Genomic DNA, 22,450 nt, shown 5'->3' on the forward strand with positions numbered 1-22,450 from the left:
TCACTTCTATATGTATATTAATAAGCTGTGAATCCAATATGATTAATTCTATTTTTATATTTCTTCTAATAATAATGTTACCATTATAATACTTTACTGTAAACGCGGATGAATAATCTTAAATCTTAATTTTATATTAATTTTATTTTAACACTTTAGTAAAAATACTATTTAATGATACCACAAAAAAACTGCTCATAACGATTTAAATAAATCATTATGAACAGTCTTAATTTCCTTATATTTATGTTGAATAAAGAAATTATTCAACAATAAATTTTTATCTTTAGTATTCTGTTGTAGTAAGTCCAAATTTATAATTTGGACCTCTACTTATTTTAATTTATTACTTAATCCAAGCTCCTGATGCTCCTAATTTATATCCATCAACAGTTGTGTTAGCTAACATTGCTCCTGATGAATTTAAGAAATACCAAGTTCCATTATCATTTAACCAACCAGTAGACATTGCTCCTGATGATTGTAAGTAGTACCAAGTTCCGTTATCATTTAACCAACCAGTTTTCATTGCTCCTGATGATTGTAAATAGTACCAAGTTGATCCATCTTGAATCCAACCAGTTGCCATAGTTCCATCAGCTTTGATGTAATACCAAACTCCACCATCGTTAACCCATTGTCCTTTTACTTGAGTTCCGTCAGTATTGTAGAATGTCCAACCTGCATCAGTCTTAACCCATCCTTTATTTACAACTGGAGTAGGATCTGTTGGTGTAGTTGTACCTTTTCCACCGATTACTGAGTAAACATCATCTTCTTTACTCCAAGCTACGATATTATCTTTGTTATATACTGACATTTGATCAAAAGAACCGTCTACTTTGTACACTTTTGTCCAATCTTCATCATTATTCCACTCGTAGATATATCCAGCATCTAATCTCCAAAGATTTCCATCAGCATCTGTATCAACAGCACTCTTACTACCATTTACTTGTACATCTTCACTTGCTTCATCACCTAAATCAACATAATAGTAACCATTCTTTGAACTTAATGTTCCTGTAGCAGTTTTTACATTTGTACCATTAGCAGTATAACCAACTAATTTTCCATTAGCAACAGTATAGTTGTCATAAGTGAAAGCTTCATTCTTTCCATCTTCATCAGAAACTATATAAGTTGTTACTGACTTAGCATATTTAGCTCCATCAACATTGCCAGAAGCTTGTGCTTTTGATATTTTTTGAATAACACTGAAGCTTACACTTCCAGATACTGTTGTATCAAAAGTCTTTGTATCAACAGAAACATCTATTCCATTTATTTTAGCTATTGTAGATCCGTTCTTAACTGTTACAGTAACTTTTGCTATTCTATAGATGTTATTAGCATCTTGCCCAATTACTTTAGCATTATCACTATCAACGCTTGCTGATAATTGATCTTTTACAGTTTCACCAGCAGCATCATATGTATCATCTGTATTACTTATAGTTGCTGTTTTATTAGTAGTTCCAGATGCAGCAGTTGTAGTTACTTTAATTGATCCTAAGTTATAATCAGCATCAATATAGTTTCCTTGAGCATCAGTATATACATTTAATTTAGTGTTTGTACCGTTTGTTGCATTATCTTTTGTGTATTGGAATTTATACCAAGGAGCTGAGAACTTATTTCCTGCAATTTCTGCTCCAGCTAAGTCTTGAATTGTTTCAGCTTCGGTTGAAACATATCTTTTATCGTTATCCTTTTTAAGATTTTTTCTTAAAGCTGATGCAGCATCATCTTCTGCATTTTCTTTTATAGATTCATCAGTTACTGAACCATTGTCTAAGTCGACAAAATAGTCACCATCTTGTACATCTAAATATTTAGATCCATAAATATCAGTATCTGCTCCACTATCAATATCTGATAAATTATTGTATTTACCATCTGCTAAATAATAAGCTGCTTCGTCTTTATCATTAACTTCTCCATCAACATAAAACTTACCATCTTTATATGCCACTGCATTATAGATAGTACCTTCTTGTGAATCGATTTTTGTGTAGTCAGCTGCATGTGCAGGTACTATTGAAATAATAGCAGCTGCAGCTACTAGTAACGATGTTGCTTTAGTCATTCTTTTTATCATTTGTATATTCCTCCTAGAGTTTCATTTTTTGGTTTATTAATTACTTATTAGTTTAAAAATAATATCTTGGTTAAAAAATATTATTTTGGTTTACGAATATTATTATAGCAACTTTATTTATGCTTGTCTACGTCTTTTTGTATTTATTTGGAGCTTTTTGTCGATATTTTTTTAATAAAATATTAGTACTTGCTGAATTTTATTCTTTTATTGTAAATCTACATACTTAACTGTAAAATTAAGGACCAGATTTCTATAAGATTTACTTAATAAAATACCAATATTTGAGCGCAATTATATCAATCTCCAATTAATTATCTTCATATATACGTTACCTGATTGTAATTAATATATTAACATAAGCATTATATATGAAAACAGGCTACAAAAGCTTGACTTTAAAGCTTTCCTTTAGGATGCTAAAAACTTTACCCGTATTTCTATTATAATTGAATTTCCTTAACAATTCCTGAATCATTTTAAATTATAAGCTGAAAAATCATGGAATTGATGTAGTATAAATTCATTAATTCCACTTTGCTATAATGAAATGCAAAATTCGACATATAGTTTTCTACTTTATAATATCTTATACTTGTAGGCGTCCATGAATCCTAATTCATTAAGACATTATATAAAACATCCTTTAAAGTATCTAAGAAAAATACTTTCATCAATAAAATCATGATTCTAATTTCTAAATACAATACTCAATTGATGAAGAAACCTTATTTAAAGCAGAAAAGACTATCTTTTAGGCATGCCAATAAAAAATATAGGTTATGCGCCTACCCCGTACTAAGTGCATAACCTATATTTATAATTTCTATTAAATATATGAACTTAAAGTTTTAGAAAATTTGTAAATATACTTATCTAATAAGTTAACCCTTTATTTTTGATATCTATATATGTAACTAAACTTTTCACTTTATTTCATTACCATCTATAAGAAAGTAAATGATCCAGCTACCTTCTTATTAATAAATACTGCTAATAGCTTCGAGGCTATTTTACTTTTATTTTCTTTACTCCCTCCTTAATGATTCTACTGGATCCAACCTTGCAGCTTTATTTGCTGGTAGTAAACCTGCTAATGTACTTATTACAATACTTACGGTAACTCCAAGTATTGCGTATTCTCTTTTTATTAAAACCACACTTACTGCAAATAGTTTATTTGACATGAGATTTATTCCTCTCATGATAAAATATGCACCTATTAAACCTATTGCGCCGCTAAAAAATCCTATTAAAAAAGCTTCTGAAACAAAAATTCTACGTATGTCTTTTGCTCTGGCTCCAATTGCTTTTATTATTCCTATTTCTTTAGTTCTTTCTACAACACTTATGTACATAACAACTATTATCATAATCGCTGATACAATTAAAGATATTGCTGCAATTCCTGATAGTACATATGTTAATATATCTATCATTTGATTAAACATAGATGCCATTTGTTCCTGAGATGACTGTGAATAACCAAGTTCATTAACCTTTTGTTTAATTTGAGGGGTATATTTGCTATTTGTTGTGTTAACATAAACCACATTAGGCTTCAATTTATAGCCGTTATCTGAATATAACTTTTCTAAATCAGCATAATTTAAAAAAGCAGATTTCATATTTGCAGTTAAATCTCCACTTGTTGTTGTATAAACACCACTTACAATAAAATCCCTATTTAAAATCTTTTGATTTGCAAGTATGCGTAAATTCACTTTTTGCCCGATAATATCTTTCCCCAAATTATCGCTTAATGCTTTATTAATTAATACTTCCCCATCTTTAGGTAATGTTCCAGTTTCAACATTAGATGCCGTTATATTTGAAGATATTGTTGAAACATTCATTAAATTATTAGTTTTATTATTGTATACTAACGAATTCGCCCCAAGAGAAATTATACTATAACCCCTTTCCACAGAAGATACATTTTCTATTTTTGATAATGTATCAATATCGCTTTCTTCAAATGGTTTAGTAGAATTAACATCCGGTTTCTGGACTGTTGTAACATCTAAATTTATATCCTCATTTTCTTCACTAGGCATATTAACTTCTATTACTAATGGATTTACATAATTATTCATAGTCTTATTAAAATAAGATTTCACCCCATTGCCTAATGACAGCATTAAAATTATGCTCATTATTCCTATACTGCCTCCCACAGAAACAAGTATATTACGAGGAAGTTTTTCTTTCATATTAACAAGTGCTAGTTTTGCAGATGATATTAAACTAAGATTTTGCTTTTGCTTTCTAATATTATCTTGTTTTTCTATATTAACTTCATTATCTAATTCTATGACCTTGTTATCATCAATTATTTCTCCATCTGATATTTTAATTATTCTACTTGAAGCGGATGCTACTCTTTCAGAATGAGTAACCATAATTACTAGCTTTCCCTTTTTAGCAATATCCTTCATTATTTCTAAAACTTGAATTGTAGTTTTTGAATCTAGACTACCCGTAGGCTCATCAGCAATAATTATTTTAGGATTATTTATTAAAGCTCTAGCTATTGCAACTCTTTGTTTTTGACCACCTGATAATTGACTTGGTTTCTTATTTATATGATTCTCTAAACCTAAATCTCTTAATATTTCTTTTGCACGTTTCAATCGTTCTTTTTTTCTAACATTAGATAGTGTCATTGCAATCGTAACATTATCTAAAACAGATAGATGACCAATTAAATTAAAACTTTGAAAAATAAATCCAACTTCATTTTTTCTATATTTATCAAGCTCTTTTCTTCTTAACTTTTTAATATCTTTTTCATTTACAAGTAATTCTCCTGAAAAATCAGAATCTAATCCACCAATTAAATTCATTAGTGTAGACTTACCACTACCTGACTCTCCTATAATAGAAACTAACTCTCCAGCATTAAAAGATAGATTAATATCATTCAATACATGAAATTTGTCATTATCTTTTAATCTATAATACTTATTAATATTTCTCAACTCTAATAAAGCCATTTTTCGTATACTCCTTGTTGATTTTATAACTATATATAACCAAACTAAGACCTGAACTTATGCGTATACTTCGCCGAAATCATAAATATTTTGATTCCGAAAAGCTATGAAAATATCGCTGAAGGTTCTAAGCAGCAGGTTGTATCCACTTTAGCATGCTCCAACTTTCAGTTTGACAAGCTAAAATGGAACAACCTACAGCTAAGAACCTTTAACAGCTCATTTTCAAATGTTTTCTCCACAAATATATTTATAATTTCTAGTGAAGATACAAACTTAAAGTTTTAGCAACTTTGTAAATATGTTCATGTAATAGGTCTAATTCTTAATTGAGTTATCTATGGATAAACAATAATTTAAATTCTATTTTCTCAAAATTATCTTTTTCAATAGTCTATATTCTTTTGTTATGTATAATCCTATAGCGTAAGTTATAGTTCCAATAATAAATTTAAATATTGCACTTACTAACATATTGTTTATTACTATTTTGCTTATTAATATATATCCTCCAACCATTAATACACCGATAATAAGAATGTTTTTTAATTGTAATAAAAATGAAATAAAGCTTTTTTCAAATACATGCGTTATAAGTACATAGAAACATTGGATAAAGTTTAATATAAATGCTATAACTAATCCTAACGATAATATAATTAAACTTCTATTCATTATCCCTGTAACTATTGCACTTACAGTGAATATTGCTGATACTACTCCTGTAGAAAATAATTTATTAACATACCCAGTAGCTTGAAATATTGATCCAATACTTGATAATACCATTTGTATCACAATTGTTATTGATAATATTTTAAATATTGGTATTGATGCGTCCCAATTAGGACCATACATTATGCGTATTATTTCATTTGCAGAAAAGAAGCAATATACGGTTATAAAAATTCCTAAATAAGCAAGAACTTTTATAACTTTTATATATGTTTCATAAATTACGTCCTTTTGATTTTGATATTCAGATAATACTGGATGTAATACGGGTGTTATTACATTTGTTAAATTTTGTACTGGATAAAGCATAAGTTTATAGGATTTATCATAATACCCTAAAGTTGATGCACCTAAGAACTTACCAATTAATATGTTATCTAGATTCCTGGTGAAATAATTTATAAAATTAAATAAGAATTGAAAGCTTGAATAATTTTGTATCTTTTTTATTGAACTATATGAATAACCTTTATTTATTTTCAATTTACATATTCTAAAACATAATATAAAAATAAATAAACTTTTTAATATTGAATCGAAAACCAATGAATAATAAGAGAATCCTTTAAAGGCAAGAGATATTGTAAAAATACCAACTATTACATTTACAATTATATTTATTATTCCTACTTGTTTAAATTTTTGAGCTTTATATAATATAGCATTTGGTACTATATTACATATAGAAAATAACACAGAAAAAGATAATAATCCTCCTAGTCTTATATATATCTTATCATTATAAAAATAAGCTATAAAATAAGAAAAAAAGTAAAATCCAATTGCTATAACTATAGATCCAATTACTGAAAACTTAAATATATCTGAAACTTCTTTTTCATCTAAAGACTTATTTTGTATTATAGCAGGTCCTATCCCCATATCACCAAGCATATTGAAAAATGATATAAATACAGTTATTACTGCAATTATGCCAAAATCTGCTGGCATCAATAACCTAGCTAACACTGAATTTATAATTAACTGTGCAAATATATTACTATATTTAGATATGAACGTAATCATTATTCCACTTTTTAAATTTGAATACTCTCTCATTATTCCTCCGGTTATAAATACTTACATCATGCATCTATTATTTTTCTATAATTTGAATCCACTGTTTAATAATATTATCTATCTTAAAATCTTTAGCTCTTTTTACAGATTCTAATGACATACTTGTTCTTTTCTCATCATTTTCTATTAACGATATAATCTCATCAGCGAATTTGTTAATATTATAATCCCCAACTAAAACTCCATTTATGTTAGGCTTGCTTATTATTTCTTTAGGACCAGAATTATCAAAAGCCACTACTGGCAATCCGCATTCCATTGCTTCTGTGATAGCTAATCCAAAGCCTTCCCATCTTGAAGTTGAAACAAAAATTGAAGATTCCAAATAATGATCTTTAACATTATCACATTGACCAAGCAATATTACATTATTTTTTAGATTATACTTTTCAATATGATTTATCAGACTTTCTCTATCAGGACCTTCTCCAACTATTTTTAAAATCCAATCACTTTTCTTTTTGTGAATTATATTAAAAATTTTAATAAGAAGATCTAATCCCTTTTGCTGCTCTAGCAATCTTCCAACAAAAATTATACTTTTCTTATCGCACGAAGATTTTTTATTACATTCAAAACTTAAAGGGTTATAAATCACCTTGCAATCTATTCCTAACTTTTCTTTATATTTAATCTTGTCATCATAAGTTAAAACTACATTACAATTTAATTTTGGTATATATCTTTTAAACAACTCGTCTTGCTTCCAATAATATTTGCCCTTATTATTTAAATACGCATCATAAGAATTATGCATCCATCCTATAGTCTTACCATTTAACTTATCACTTATTTTTCCAAGAACTATACTATAATAACCTTCTATACCTATGATAACATCATAATTTCTTGTATTTAGATAATTTATAAACCTATCTTGAACTTCATTAGGACAATATCCATAAAGCAATAAATCACTCATAACAGAATTGTTTAAAATTCCAGTTATAGAATTCACCTCTCTAGAAATCTTACAGATAACTTTGTTAGTAAACTTCTTATGTAACAGCCCCGAATTAAACTTTATACTTACATTAGAATTCAAATTATACATTTCTCTATTAACTTTAAAAGTTCTATCTGTACAAATTACATCTACTTTATTATTTTTACTTAATTCACTAGCTAAAACAGATACTACTCTTTGAACTCCTCCCAAATTAAAAATTGTGGTAGTTATAAAACATATTTTCATAGTTTCTCCTTATAAAGGCACATGAAAGAAAATAATGAACCAAAGATGCGCTGAATATTTCGTTTCAGACAAGGAAGTAAATTCATTTCATAACAATGCCTATTAACTAAATTTGCTGACGAAGTATACTGCGAAATAAGCAAACATACTAGTCTATTATTTTTTTTATTGTGCTTGAGTACATACTAATATTTTCTTAACAAAGCCACTCTACCTTAAATCTATCATCTATCATCTATTTTTTATTTTCTTCAGAACTGGGTATAAACCACAATTCCATAAAAATAACTTTAATTTATCGTCTTTAGATATTTCCTTTAAAAATAAAAAATCTTTATTTTTCACACTTAATTCATCATACTTACTTTTCTTAAAACTTTTTAGATTATTCCCCTCATGTGCATTAGTGTAGTGAGCTATAAAATGAGATAGAACTTTGACTCTAAAAATGTTTAAGCTTTTCTTATCTACTTTTATATTTTTATCTTCTATATAATTTATAATACTACTCATAGCAAAATAGTAATCTTCTGCGAGCTTAGCATTTTTCTTATGAACTGTTGATGTTGCTCTTTGTCTATAGTAATACAATGGTTTATCTATGAAAGCTATTCCCTTGCTAGAATGTATTGCTTTAAAAACTGGAAATGCATCCTGAATATATCTATGAGGTTCAAACTTAAACTTAATCTGTTTCAATAATTCAGTTCTAAAAAACTTATTCCATAATTGACCTTGCAATTCATAATTCAGCATAAGATTCATAACCTCATAATTGTTATATATTTTTCTTGGATCTACTCTATATTTCTCAATATAGTTTCTGCTATCTTTTTCATCATAATATACGTAATATTCACTTATTACTATATCCACATTAACTTTTTCTGCTCTATTGTACATATTCTCAAGCATATCTGATTCTAAAAAATCATCTGGATCAATATATATAGTATATTCACCTTTTATACAATCAAATGCTGTGTTTCTAGCAACAGATACACCTTGATTTTTTTGATACAATATAGTGAAATCTTCAAATTTATCTTCATAATCTTTAACTATATCCATAGTTTTATCCGTTGATCCATCATCAACAATCAATATTTGCAAATCTTTATACGTCTGCATTAAAAGACTATCTAAACATTCTTTAATATACTCTTCAACATTATAAACTGGAATAATAACACTTATCATATATTTGTTCTCCTTGAACCGCTAAGATATTCTATACTAAATTATTTATTACCACTTTTTTGATTATTATCAACATTCATATATAAGTTTTCCAAGTTTCTTGATATTGCCATAGCACTAAAACCTGATTTTATAATATCTTCAGAGGTATCCTTTCTACTATATCCATCTTTATATTTCAGAATTATCTTTGCCCATTCCTCTGGTGGACTATCTAAAGAAAGAGATTTCCAATAATGAGTTATTTTTATTTCATTGCTTATAGCATCAGAAGCTACAGCCATCAAAGCTGCGGCTTGAACTTCTATTCCAACCACTGGAAGCCCCTCATAATGAGATGGGAAAACAAATATATCAGACGCTTGTAGAATGTTATGAATTTCATTACAAAGTCCATAAAATATTACTTTATCCTCTAAATTCAGTGATCTAACCTTATCCTGAATCTTTTCTTTTAATTCTCCCTCTCCAATTAGCAATAGCACTGAATTACTATATTGCTTATTCACAGAATTAAAAATATCTATTAAGAAATCATGGTTTTTTTGATAGCTAAAGCGTCCCACATGAGTTAATACAAATTTGTCTTCCAACTTTAATTTTCTTCTATATTCTTCTCTTACATTTTTATTATAAATAAACTTTTTTTCATCAATACCATTATTTATAACCTTGGCTTTTTCATCTCTTACATCTTCCTTGGAAAACATCCATTGTGCCGCATTAGTTGAGCATGCAAATTCATAATCAACTACATATTTCCAAAGACTTCTTATAATGTTCTGTATTCCTAAATGTAAATGATAAAACCTCTTATCTCTGCTTATTCTATCATTATGTGAATGCATAATAATTGTAGGTGTTTTACATATCTTAAAAACAACTGCTTCAAAAAAGCTTTTTGCACGATCCCCGTGTATATGTACTACTGAATATTTTTTATCTTTTTGCAATCTATATAAATCCATAAAAGATTTCAGCCTTTTAATCCCAGTATTTTTTTCTAGACATATTATTTCTCCACCCATTTTCTCAACACTTTCATCATAGAATTCAGTTTCTTCTTTATTCTTATATACTACATAATCAAATTTAATTTTATCTAAATGCATATTTCTATTTATATTTAATATAAAGGCTTGAATTCCTCCAGCTCCTAATGAATCCACAACTTGGAGAACTCTTAACGTTTTATTTTCCATAACAACCTTCCTTCATCTGATATCAGGCACTATAATCCTCATTCACATATATGAAATTTCGTTTTCTAAGATTCATGAGTAAATTCTTCTCATAAAATCACTCTTAACTTATAAATAGATAATTAATTTTTATCTTATTCTATACTAGCAGTAGTACATTCTTGCGAATCACTGTCTATAATGTTGTTTCCTAGATACGTAGCAATCACAGCAAAAGTAAAGCAGCCTGTTACATCCGTAAATATAGCTTCTGCAGTAGATGCTATTAAAATATATAATAGCAGCAAAAATGCCGCTGATTGAATTTCTCTGTTATACTGATATCTTTTCTGTATTGATTTAAATATATTCAATATAATCCATAAAAATATAATTAAACCCAAAAAGCCAAATTGACCATATACATAAGGCCAAAAAGTATCACCAATATACGAATGAGCGGTTTCCTCTAATCCACTAACTAAATTTATTCCATATTCATAATATATAGGTGAATAATAATCTCCGGATATTTCTGATGCAAAGGTTCCAAAACCACTTCCAAAAGGTATATATTTACAAGCTAGTTTATAACCTACTATAAATAGCGCTGGCCGAGCAGCTGTAAGATAATATGATGCATATTCCATTATTTTGTTATATGTCGAGAAGATTCCTATGACAGCAAGTATCAATATATATCTTATTTTTATAGATTTAGCATATTTCATAACTAATTTCATAAAGAAATATCCTAATATGAATACAAATGCTTTATTTCTTAATGTAAAAAACAATATAGCTATTGATTCAAAAATAATAAAATTATCAAACTTTTTTCTATTATCACTTAATATTACACATAAAAATATTACAATAGCTGAAACCAAATATGTTGGATGCTGATATAGAAATTTATAACTTCTTATTCCATATCTTATATCTGATGACATTCCTATATCATGAATTATGTTTAAAATCAAAAAAGTAAATATTACATTTACATAAATTCTTGATCTTTTTGCTACCTTTTCTAACAATAAATCTTTATCTATATCATTTGATACAATTAGCGTAAATGTGTAACAAACTACAAATTTACTTATAGCTAAAATATCTTTATATATGGCAATCTTCTCTGGTTGAATTTTATGCATTACGTTTCCTGCTACTCCTACAAGTAGCAAACAAAAAAATAAAATTATAGATTTAACTTCACTAGAATACATGCTTATTTTATTTTTTCCATTAAATATATAAAAAACTGATAGAATTATCAGCATAAATGTGAATAGCTCATCAATATACCCCAATTGTGGAATATACGCAATTAGACAATTTTGAAAGATAAAAATATCAAATAATACATTCAAAACGAAAAGCATCTGTTACTCCCTTCTTAGGCATAATCAAAAAAATAACAAATCCATCTGCTAAGCCCATTTCCCATTATGCTATGTTAGCAGATTACCTAATAGCCCGCTATGAGACCAATCTGCTTCCTTGCCTAATGAAAATAATCATAGCATTTTGGACTTGTTATTTTTTTATATGACTGAATTTAAAGTTCTATATATAGATTACCCCAAAGTTGAAATTATATATTCATCTTTGGATAAATATAAAGAAAATAACAGATTAAAGAGACGATATATATCATCTAATAGAGAAGAATTTGACTGTCATTACAGTTCTTTAATAAGTTTAGCGGGAACCCCACCGTAAATCCCTTTATTAACAATGTTTTTAGTTACAACTGAATTTGCAGCAACAACAACTTTGTCGCATATATTTACTCCACGTGTAATAGTAGAATTACACCCAATCCAAATATTATTACCTATATTTATTTCTTTAGTATTATAGCCTTGAGATATTATTGGCTTATCGCTAATATCATAGCGATGATCATGATCAAAAATCCCTATATTAGGTCCAAATAAACAATCTGATCCGATACTTATTTTTTCTAAAGATACTACTTTATTATTAGTATTAAAAAATGTATTCTCTCCAACATAAATACTTCCATTTATACATTCGAAGCTGCAATAATCTTCGATATAAACATTATTGCCAAGAGATAATACATTTCCTTTACTTATTCTTATTTTTACACCTTTACCTATATAAAGTGATTTTAAATTCTTAATTTTAAACTCAATTCTATTACTATATCTTATTTTTAATACAATAATTCTCATTAATGATCTTAAATACTTAATGCCTTTTCCAATCATCATTTATCTCACCTAACTTAAATTATAATCAAAAAAATAACAAATCCATCTACCAATCCTGTTTTCCATTATAGAGGGAACTCGACTTGTTACGCTCCATGAGTAAGCGATTCACACCAAATCATAGATTTTGGTTCTCTTCTTACCAGCAGATTTTACTAATAGACTCGCTATGATCCCAATCTGCTTCCTCACATAATGAAAAATAATCATGACATTTTGGACTCATTATTTTCTTTCATTGCTTAAAATTTCTTTATATTTTTTAAGATGCAATTTAAAATATATCTCTTTATTGAATTTATTATTGAAAATTTCAAAGCAATTCCCCTTCATATAAGAATATTTTTCTTCATCTTCATATAATTCAACTATTTTTTCTTTAAAGCCTTCAATATCTTTAGCCTCTACTAAATATCCATTATATCCATTTTCTATTTCTTCATTTGTTCCATCTATATTGGTAGCTACAACTGGAATTCCTTGTGAAAATGCTTCTAGCGGAGTTAGAGGTAAACCTTCTATATAGGAACATAGTAATAATACATCTATATATTTTAGGTATTCTATAATGTTATCCTTAGCTCCCAGCGGATAAATATAATCTTCTAATTTCTCTTTCCTTATAAGTTCTTTAATATTGCTTAATTCTGGTCCATCGCCTATTAATACAAACTTTATTTTTTCATTTTCTAATGCAGTACTTTTTGCTATAGAAATAAAATCATAAACTCCTTTATAATCTACTATTCTACTTACTTGAGCTGCTATAAAGTATCCTTTTTTCTTTAGCTCTAAAAGCTTATCATCAACTTCTTTACTATCATGCTCAGTTTCTACAGTGTTATATATAGTTTTTATATTCCTTTCTTCTAAACCAGCCTTTTCAATTAAAATTCTTTTAGCTGCTTCACTTACAGTTATTGTTTTAATACCTTTTAAAGATACATTCGTTAACTTAAACTTATCTTCTATACATAAATGTTGAGTATGTATTACTTTAACTTTAGTAATTTTCGATATTAATTTAGCTAATAATGTTGTCATTCTATGATGACTATGAATTATATCTATATTTTCTTTTTTCACTATCTTATATATAGCTATTAAGTTATTTAATATAACATCAGGATTCTTGGAATCTGTATTTAAAATATTGTAGTGTTTAACTCCCATCTTTTCTAAATCCTTAGTTAATTCACCACCCATACTTGCAACTATAACTTTATTACTACTATTGAATAATTTACATAGTTGAATAATACATTTCTCAACTCCTCCAAGACCCATACCTCTGTTAAGATATAATATATTCATCAATAATCTCCTTTATTTATGAATGCTGGTCTACATTATCTGGCCGATTACATTATCAAACTTTCTAATGAAGTCATTTTTATTAGAACTATATGTATTACATTTTGCCGATAATTCTTTATAATTACTTATTACGCTACATAAATCTTCTATATCATATACTCCAATGATCTTTGAATTTTTATCTAATCTTTTGGTAAAAAGTATTTGATGATCATCAACATGTTCATCAAACTCTGGATCTCTTGGCACTACAATTGGAACCTTATTATATTGGAGAGGATGAAATATACTTCCTGGTCCTCCGTGAGTTATGATTATATCACTTTTTCTCACATATTCATCCATTTCATCATATCCAATCATTTTCTTGTATTCATAATTTTTAGGCTCATAATTACAGTACCCAATTTGAGCAAATACTTCTTCTTTAATATTTCCACTTTCAATTAATTTATCCAATTGGATAAATAATCTTTCCATGCCTTGTTCATGTGTTCCTACTGTTACAAATATCAAAATAATCCCTCCAATACTTGTCCTCTTGGGTAAAACTTCTTTTGTTCTTCCCATTGCAATATAAATAAATCGCTTATAGGATAAACTACCTTCCCCGTTATAGTTGGTTTTTCTATCCTATCATACACTTCAATATAAACAACTTTTGCACCAAATAATTTTCCAATATAGAAAAATGGAATTGCAGGTGCTGCACCAGTGCTGACAATCAAATCTGGTTTTTCTTTAAATAATATCTTTATTGATAAGAATGTATTTTTAACTAAATTTTTTATATTTCTATTTGTAGGAAAATAGCACCAATATTTTTTTTCATCTTTAAGTATTGATTTAGAATCTTCCTTTTCAAAGGTTACCCAGAATCTCTCCTTATCTTTCCACCACTCTTTTAATTGGATTAAATGAGTTAAGTGACCACCACTTGATGTTATAAAACATACCTTCATAATATTCTCCTCCTTAACCATTTAAAAATTTACCATACCATAGTTAGCATTCTTTAAGCTATGAGTTTAAATTGAGTTACCATGTCCATCTAAAAAGTTTCATTTAATTCCCCTTGCTATATTACCATTGCTGTTTTTACTTTACTTAAAGCTTTTTCTTCTAAATTCAATATAGCTTTTCTTCCAATTGAATAATAATCTATTTGTCTTTCCTTAGCCTCTTTAACTTTATAACAATTTCTACCATCAAATATGATTGGAGTATACATAAGATCTTCATACACACTTAGATCTAAAGATTTAATTTCATTCCATTCTGTAAATATAAATGCCATATCTGCATCCTTTAGAGCTTCTTCCGGAGTGCTTACATATGTTATTCCACTTGGATATACCTTTTTGAAATTCTCAACTCCAACTGGATCATATGCAATTATTTCAGCACCTTCATCTAATAATCTTCTTACATTTGGTATAGATGGAGCTTCTCTTAAATCATCTGTTCCAGGCTTAAATGTTAATCCAAGTACAGCCACTTTTAATCCTTTTAAACTTCCAAATTTATTCTTAGCTTGTCTAAATAATTTATATTTTTGATTCTCATTTACTTCTATTGTTGCTTTTATTGTTTTTAATTCATATCCATTGTCATTTGCAAGCCAATGAAGTGCCTTTGTATCCTTAGGGAAGCATGATCCGCCATATCCGATTCCAGCATTTAAGAATTTATCACCGATTCTTGGATCAAAACTCATTCCTTTAGCTACATCTTCAACATCTGCTCCAACCATTTCGCAGAAGTTTGCTATTTCATTCATAAATGATATCTTAAGAGCTAAAAAATCGTTTGATGCATATTTAACCATTTCTGCACTTCTTCTATTAGTGACAACAATTGGTTGATTATATCCTTCATAGACTTCTTTTAAAAGTTCTTCCGCTTTTTTAGATTCAACTCCTATGACAATTCTCTTAGCATACAAAGTATCAACAACAGCAGTACCTTGTGCTAAAAATTCTGGATTTGAAGCTACTTCTATTTGAATATCATTTTTAACATTTTCCTTTAAAAACTCTTCAATTCTATCATTGGTTCCTATTGGTACTGTTGATTTAACTACTACTAAACAATCTTTTTCAGCATTTTCAGCAATTTGTCTGCATACATTAAACACATAATCCAAGTTTGCTGAACCATCTTCTCTTTCCGGAGTTCCAACCCCTATGAATATTAAATCAGCGTCTTTATAAGCATTTTTATAATCTATTGTAAAATCTAATCTACCTTCATCGTGATTTCTTTTTAAAAGCTCATCTAAACCTGGTTCATATATTGGTGAAATTCCTTGTTTCATCATTTCAACTTTGTTTTTATCTATATCAACACAAGTTACGTTATGTCCTATCTCTGAAAGACATGCTCCTGTAACTAATCCTACATATCCTGTTCCTGCTACTACTATTTTCATACTTACCTCCATATATTCCTTTATTCTAATTGACTAAATTCATTTGTTCCCATATTACCCATAGCTTTAAAATTATTATTTTATCTAATGCGCCTTATTAAGACATAATCAAAAACTAACACGTCCATATGCTTAAATTTACTTATCTAGCATGCTTGTCTCCAAACAGCACAAAAAATGTTTTAAATATTAACTTAATATCAACTAAAGTATTTCTTTCCCTTACATACTTAATATCTAGTTTCATCCAATCTTCAAAATCAATATCATTTCTTCCTGATACTTGCCAGTAACATGTTAGACCAGGTTTTACTTCAAGCCTTGTCATCATCCAATTATCGAATTTTTCTACTTCTTTTGGAAGCGATGGTCTAGGTCCAACTAAACTCATATCACCTTTTAGAACATTAAACAATTGTGGAAGTTCATCAATGCTTGTCTTTCTTATGAATTTACCTATTTTAGTTACTCTAGGATCATCCTTCATCTTAAACATAGGCCCACTCATCTCATTTTTATGACACAGCTTATCTTTTAGCTCCTCGGCATTACTGACCATAGATCTAAATTTATACATTTTAAATACGCTGCCATCTTTACCAATTCTTTCTTGTGAAAAAATTACAGACCCTTTTGATTCAAGCTTAATTAAAATTCCAACAATCAAGAATATTGGACTTAAAACTAATAACCCAAATAGCGAACAAAGTATGTCTGTAATTCTTTTTAAAAAACAATATTTACCTTTAGATCTTATTTCTTCTTCAAGAGTAAATTCTCTCTTATTAATTTCTATTTGCTGCATTTTATCACCATCCTATCATAATTAATTATTAGCTAAATATTTTAGCCTTTTTTAATCTGTGTTTATTTTGGTAAATAGCAACGTTTCTTATTTGCTTATTTATAAAATTAGACTTGAAACGACATTTTTTTGTTTTTTCTCTTCCCTGTATCAAATATATTACACCGAATCTATAGTAACTTTCAACGCACAATAAACGCTATATTAAGCAATATAATGGATAGCTGCTAATATAGCGTTTCATGACAAATATTTAATTTATTTTCTTTTTTATGGCAGTCATATAATTTAAGAACTTACGCATTCCCCCAAAACTCAAAATAAATTCCATACAAGCTCTGAATTTACGTAAAATTAACCAAAATTCTATCTATAATAATTTGAATTTGCATGAATATTTCTTTATTAATACAATCTATATAATCGTGCTTCATATGGTCTTAATATAAATTTTGTCATATCCTCATGTTTATCAACTTCATAATTTGAAAGAAGTAATTCTTCATATTTCAATTTTTCTTCCTCATAATAAAACTTTACATTTTCTTCTGATATATTAGTAATTATTATATATTTTTGATTATTTGAAGTTCTTGTATAAGCATATATTTTATCATTCTCTTCTAATATTATATCATACCTGCCATATACTAAAGCCTTATTTTCTTTTCTGATTTTTATCATTTTTTTGTAAAAATTCAATATAGAATCAGTATCTTTTAGCTGATCTTCTACATTAATTTCTTTATAATTCTTATTTACTTTTATCCATGAAGTTCCTGTAGTAAAACCACCATTATATGTACTATTCCACTGCATTGGTGTTCTTGAATTATCTCTCGTAGTCGCTTTCACAATTGCAAGTGCTTCTTCTTCTGATACCCCATTTTCTACTCTCTCTTCGTAACTATGCACTGTTGAAATATCATCAAAATCATCAATATTATCATAATCTGCATTTGTCATTCCAATTTCTTGTCCTTGATAAATAAATGGGGTTCCCATTTGCATGAAATACATTAAAGCTAACGCTTTGGCACTTTCTTTCCAATATCCTTTATCATTTCCAAGCTTTGATACACATCTTGTTAAATCATGGTTTTCAAGAAATAAAGCAATCCAACCATCTTTATAAACAGCGTCCTGCCATCTAGATAACGTCTTTTTAAAATCCACTAATAAAGATTTTTCAGCATTATCCATATTCCATAAATGCATATGTTCAAATTGAAATATCATAGAAAACTTCCCTTTTTCATTTCCAGACCACTCTTCCAAATCATTTACTGTTACACCGCTTGCTTCTGCTATAGTAAATATATCGTATTTATCAAAAGTATGTTCTTTTAAATCCTGCAAGAGAACTTCTATACCCGGCTGCTTCATATGCTTATCAAAAGATGGAACATACTTCAAATTATCTGGATTTGGCATATCACTGTAATCACACTTTTTAATATGACTAATTGCATCTACGCGAAATCCATCTATCCCCTTATCCAGCCACCAATTAATCATTTCATAAAGTGCATTTCTTAAATCTTCATTTTCCCAATTAAGATCTGGCATTTTCTTACTAAATAAATGTAAATAATACTCATCACCATCAGAATCATATTCCCAGGCTGAACCTCCAAATATACTTGCCCAGTTATTTGGTTCTAAATTCTCTTCATTATATGTAGATTTTTTACCCTTTCCCCAAATATACCAATCTCTCTTTGTATTATCTTTTGAACTCCTTGCTTCTATAAACCATGGATGTTCATCTGAAGTATGGTTTATAACTAAATCCATAATTAAACGCATTCCTCTTTTATGAACTTCCTTTAATAAATTATCAAAATCCTCCATGGTACCAAATTCCTTAAGAATTTCTCTATAATCACTAATATCATATCCATTATCGTCATTAGGAGACTTGTATATTGGACTTATCCAAATTAAATCAATACCTAAATCTTTTAAATAATCTAATTTTTCAATTATTCCTTGTAAATCCCCTATTCCATCTCCATTAGAATCTTTAAAGCTTCTTGGATATATTTGATAAGCTACTAACTCCTTTTGCCAATTCATAAATTTCCTCCCAAATAATTAATTATTTTAATTAAAATTTCTTATAAATAACAGAAACATAGCAATATATTTTCATTATAGTGTAAAATAAATTTTTTTCGTCCTTCCTTTTACACTAAATTATTGCTATGTTTCCTTTTTTATTTTCAAAAGCTTAATCGAGGTATAATTCTAAAAACATCTTTGATAGCTTTACATTTATTATTTTTATATACCTTAATATTAATCAAATCTAGTTTGCTACTAACTCAACATTATCAATTTGTAAATTTGTCCATTCCCTGCCATCTTGTATAAATGAGATTATTAAAGTGCCATTAGTAACAGTGACTTGTTGCGAAATTTCAACATAGGAATCCCCATGTGGAATTTTAACCGAAGCTGCCTCTCCTCCAAAACCTGATAATTCTAATTGTGATGAGGTAGGATTTCCAGTATTTTGTTTAACCATTGCCTTTACCGTATAAGTTCCATTAGGTAACTCAGTTACTTTTTGTTGTAACATTTGTTTTCCCTGACCCCAGAAATAACATTTATCATTTCCAGCAAAAGCATCTTCATCATTAACTCCAAATCCATCTGGATTAGCTGCTACCCAGCCTGTTGTATCACCTGTTTCAAAATCTCCATTTGTTATTTTCCCAACAGATTCTGGTATGTTAGATGAACTTGCACCTTCGCCCTGTTTAATAACCTTAGCTTCCTTTGATACAACATTTCCATTCTCATCTAATAACTGAATATCATCAATTTGTAAATTAGCTTCGCCATTTAAAGTAGATATAAAGTTAAAAGCTACATTTAATTTTCCATCCTTAACATCTATAGTTCCTTCTATTTTTCTATAATTATCGCCATGTTTTATATTAACTTTTTCAGTCTTATCTCCAGAAGTTAATTCCATAGCTGCATAATCTGGAATCCCTGTATTTTGTTTTACCATAGCCGTTACTGTATATTTTCCATTTTTTAATCCTACAACTGTTTGATCAATCTTTTTGGTATAAGGCTTGTTATCATAGAAATATAACTTATTATTTCCAGATGCTGCATCTGTGGAATCTAAGCCATAACTTCTTCCGGATATATTCCAGCCCATAAATCCATCTTCAAAACCTGGATTTGTTAATTGACCTTGAACGCCTATTATATCATTATTCTTATCAATATTCTCAGAACTTAATTTTTTTAAATAAATCATATCCCAATATTCCAAAGATGGTACTGTAAATTCTATATAATTTCCTTTTTCATCGTTTCCTTTTGAAAATTCTAAACTTTGTGATTTACAATCATTAGCATCAGGCGATGCTAATAAAACACTTTGAATATCTTGGGTTACATAATATTTAACCTTAAAATTTTCTGCTTTAATTGGCTTAGATTTCGATCCATCAGCAGCTCTCCAAGTATTATCAAAAACACCTAAAAGATTTACCATTTGAATAACATCATAATTTGAATCTTTTTTTCCGTAAGTCCATATTTTATTAGCTTCACCTATATTACTATTCTCATGCCCTTCAACCTGGATTTCATTATTACTATTTATTTGTCCATCTCTTAATAAGTTTTCATAAGCAACTATAAAGTCATAATATTTTCTTTCCCTTACCTTTAACTCTTCATCCATAACAACATTTTTATTGGGGAAATACTCTTTGGTAAGCATTCTTGTATCATCGCCCAACTCAAGTCTAGATCCACCTGCTGCAAAGACTGAAGCCCCTGTTAATAGCACTGAGGAAGTATTAAATTTTCCAGGCTTTTCTTCACTATGCTTATCTCCCAAGTCATAATTCATATATGCCGGCACTATTAATGATCTTCCTTTTGCCTCCGTTCTTGCTTGATCCACAATACCTTTCAAGGAATTATATGTTATAATTCCATCCCAAGGCCATACTTCTGTATATGCACCACTTACATTACTACTATTTACATCTTCGTGCCCCTTATTTCCAACTGGATTAAATAATATATATTTGTCAGGAAATTCTTTCTTAGCTGCATTTATAAAATCTTTAAAAGTAGTTGTAATTGATACTGGTGTTCCATCTGCTTTATACACTGTTCCAAAATCACCTACAGTATCCATATGCCATCCATCAAAATCAAATGCTTCAAAAACTTCCTTTTCCCTTGCAAAGAGATAATCCTGCCATTCTTTATTTGATGGATCCATAAAGTAAAGCGCATCTGTTTCCCAGCCGCTAGGCATTGCCATGGTCCACTGTTCTCCATCAGTTCCACTTGGATCCTTGTATAATCCCCATTCCTTTTTCACACCATCATTTTCATATCCTTGAGTCGCTCCATATATTAAATTGTATTGCATTGAAGAAATTCCTGCTTCATGACCATTCTTAATATATCCTTCTATTGTTGATTTATATACATCATGTTTTGATAAATCCTGCCATACATCTTCAACATTTGAACCTTCACCTGCTATAGGATCATGATGTTTGTCTTGCCAATCATAATATTGCAGACCATTTATATGGAATTTTTTCAACTGATCTATTATATCTTTTGTATTAACACTTTTCTCATAATTAGTTAGATAACCGTATCTAGGAAACTTAAGCCAACCTGAGGAGACATCTACAGCTGTTGATGATGACTCCATGACTTTTCCTTCAGAATCTTTACACGTTATTTCAAGTAAATAGCCTTTAAAATCCTCATTAGGCGCTGTCCAGTTTATAAATAACTCTTTATTTTCATCTTTTTCAATTGAAAAATTTTGAGTTACTGCATTTCCAACTTGTGTATCAAGATGCTTTGCCGATAACTCTATAGTTCCATTGGATATTTCATTTCCTGTATAATTGACCAGATCAATTTTTACACTTACATTTGATCCTGGATTATACATAGATTTATCTGTTGAAACATCATATAATAAAAGCTTTTGATTAAATACTCCTTTTTCAGAAGTATTTACTATAGGCATTTCTATAAAATCAGACTTTGCATATGCGGTATTTGATATAATTGATAAAGTTGATAGGATTGTAGTCGACATAAGTGCTAAACTACATAAAACTTTTAATTTTTTTCTTGAATTATTCATATTTTCAC

General features: G+C 28.5%; 15 protein-coding genes. All 15 read right to left on the reverse strand.

The genetic code is table 11. The features are described 5' to 3' along the window. Positions 1–346: 346 nt before the first annotated feature. Positions 347–2,101, reverse strand: a complete 1,755-nt coding sequence (locus F3K33_RS24065; protein ID WP_017212092.1) for an N-acetylmuramoyl-L-alanine amidase family protein — start codon at positions 2,099–2,101, stop codon at positions 347–349. A 1,028-nt stretch (positions 2,102–3,129) separates the two neighbouring features. Continuing rightward, positions 3,130–5,097 carry an ABC transporter ATP-binding protein/permease gene (locus tag F3K33_RS24070; RefSeq protein WP_017212091.1) on the reverse strand — a complete coding sequence of 656 codons (1,968 nt, stop codon included), beginning with the start codon at positions 5,095–5,097 and terminating at the stop codon, positions 3,130–3,132. A gap of 363 nt (positions 5,098–5,460) precedes the next feature. Then, complete coding sequence (locus F3K33_RS24075) at positions 5,461–6,891, reverse strand: lipopolysaccharide biosynthesis protein (RefSeq protein ID WP_017212090.1); 1,431 nt, start codon at positions 6,889–6,891, stop codon at positions 5,461–5,463. A 37-nt stretch (positions 6,892–6,928) separates the two neighbouring features. Further along, positions 6,929–8,107: a glycosyltransferase family 4 protein gene (locus F3K33_RS24080; RefSeq protein ID WP_017212089.1), complete on the reverse strand. Its 1,179-nt coding sequence runs from the start codon at positions 8,105–8,107 to the stop codon at positions 6,929–6,931. Between the two features lie 231 nt (positions 8,108–8,338). Further along, positions 8,339–9,307, reverse strand: coding sequence for a glycosyltransferase family 2 protein (locus tag F3K33_RS24085; RefSeq protein ID WP_017212088.1), 969 nt, complete (start codon positions 9,305–9,307; stop codon positions 8,339–8,341). Between the two features lie 41 nt (positions 9,308–9,348). After that, positions 9,349–10,509 carry a glycosyltransferase family 1 protein gene (locus F3K33_RS24090; RefSeq protein ID WP_017212087.1) on the reverse strand — a complete coding sequence of 387 codons (1,161 nt, stop codon included), beginning with the start codon at positions 10,507–10,509 and terminating at the stop codon, positions 9,349–9,351. Positions 10,510–10,643: 134 nt separating this feature from the next. Next, positions 10,644–11,645, reverse strand: a complete 1,002-nt coding sequence (locus F3K33_RS24095; RefSeq protein WP_242836922.1) for an O-antigen ligase family protein — start codon at positions 11,643–11,645, stop codon at positions 10,644–10,646. A gap of 528 nt (positions 11,646–12,173) precedes the next feature. After that, complete coding sequence (locus F3K33_RS24100; RefSeq protein WP_242836921.1) at positions 12,174–12,731, reverse strand: acyltransferase; 558 nt, start codon at positions 12,729–12,731, stop codon at positions 12,174–12,176. 225 nt (positions 12,732–12,956) lie between these two features. Further along, positions 12,957–14,045 (reverse strand): glycosyltransferase, encoded by a 1,089-nt coding sequence (locus F3K33_RS24105; protein WP_017212084.1) that lies wholly within the window; start codon positions 14,043–14,045, stop codon positions 12,957–12,959. A 30-nt stretch (positions 14,046–14,075) separates the two neighbouring features. After that, the gene (pssE, locus tag F3K33_RS24110; RefSeq protein ID WP_017212083.1) at positions 14,076–14,564 is read right to left on the reverse strand and encodes a PssE/Cps14G family polysaccharide biosynthesis glycosyltransferase; all 489 of its coding nucleotides are present in this window, start codon (positions 14,562–14,564) and stop codon (positions 14,076–14,078) included. Further along, positions 14,561–15,010 (reverse strand): PssD/Cps14F family polysaccharide biosynthesis glycosyltransferase, encoded by a 450-nt coding sequence (gene pssD, locus F3K33_RS24115; protein WP_017212082.1) that lies wholly within the window; start codon positions 15,008–15,010, stop codon positions 14,561–14,563. Before pssD ends, pssE begins: the two co-directional genes overlap by 4 nt. A gap of 116 nt (positions 15,011–15,126) precedes the next feature. Beyond that, positions 15,127–16,479: a UDP-glucose dehydrogenase family protein gene (locus tag F3K33_RS24120; RefSeq protein ID WP_017212081.1), complete on the reverse strand. Its 1,353-nt coding sequence runs from the start codon at positions 16,477–16,479 to the stop codon at positions 15,127–15,129. A gap of 142 nt (positions 16,480–16,621) precedes the next feature. Further along, positions 16,622–17,284 carry a sugar transferase gene (locus tag F3K33_RS24125; RefSeq protein WP_017212080.1) on the reverse strand — a complete coding sequence of 221 codons (663 nt, stop codon included), beginning with the start codon at positions 17,282–17,284 and terminating at the stop codon, positions 16,622–16,624. Positions 17,285–17,689: 405 nt separating this feature from the next. Further along, positions 17,690–19,363, reverse strand: a complete 1,674-nt coding sequence (locus F3K33_RS24130) for a glycoside hydrolase family 13 protein (RefSeq protein ID WP_017212079.1) — start codon at positions 19,361–19,363, stop codon at positions 17,690–17,692. A 232-nt stretch (positions 19,364–19,595) separates the two neighbouring features. Then, positions 19,596–22,442: a glycoside hydrolase family 66 protein gene (locus F3K33_RS24135; RefSeq protein WP_017212078.1), complete on the reverse strand. Its 2,847-nt coding sequence runs from the start codon at positions 22,440–22,442 to the stop codon at positions 19,596–19,598. Positions 22,443–22,450: the final 8 nt, after the last annotated feature.

Origin of the sequence: Clostridium beijerinckii, from assembly GCF_008705175.1 — a bacterium.
Taxonomy (GTDB): Bacteria; Bacillota; Clostridia; order Clostridiales; family Clostridiaceae; genus Clostridium; species Clostridium beijerinckii.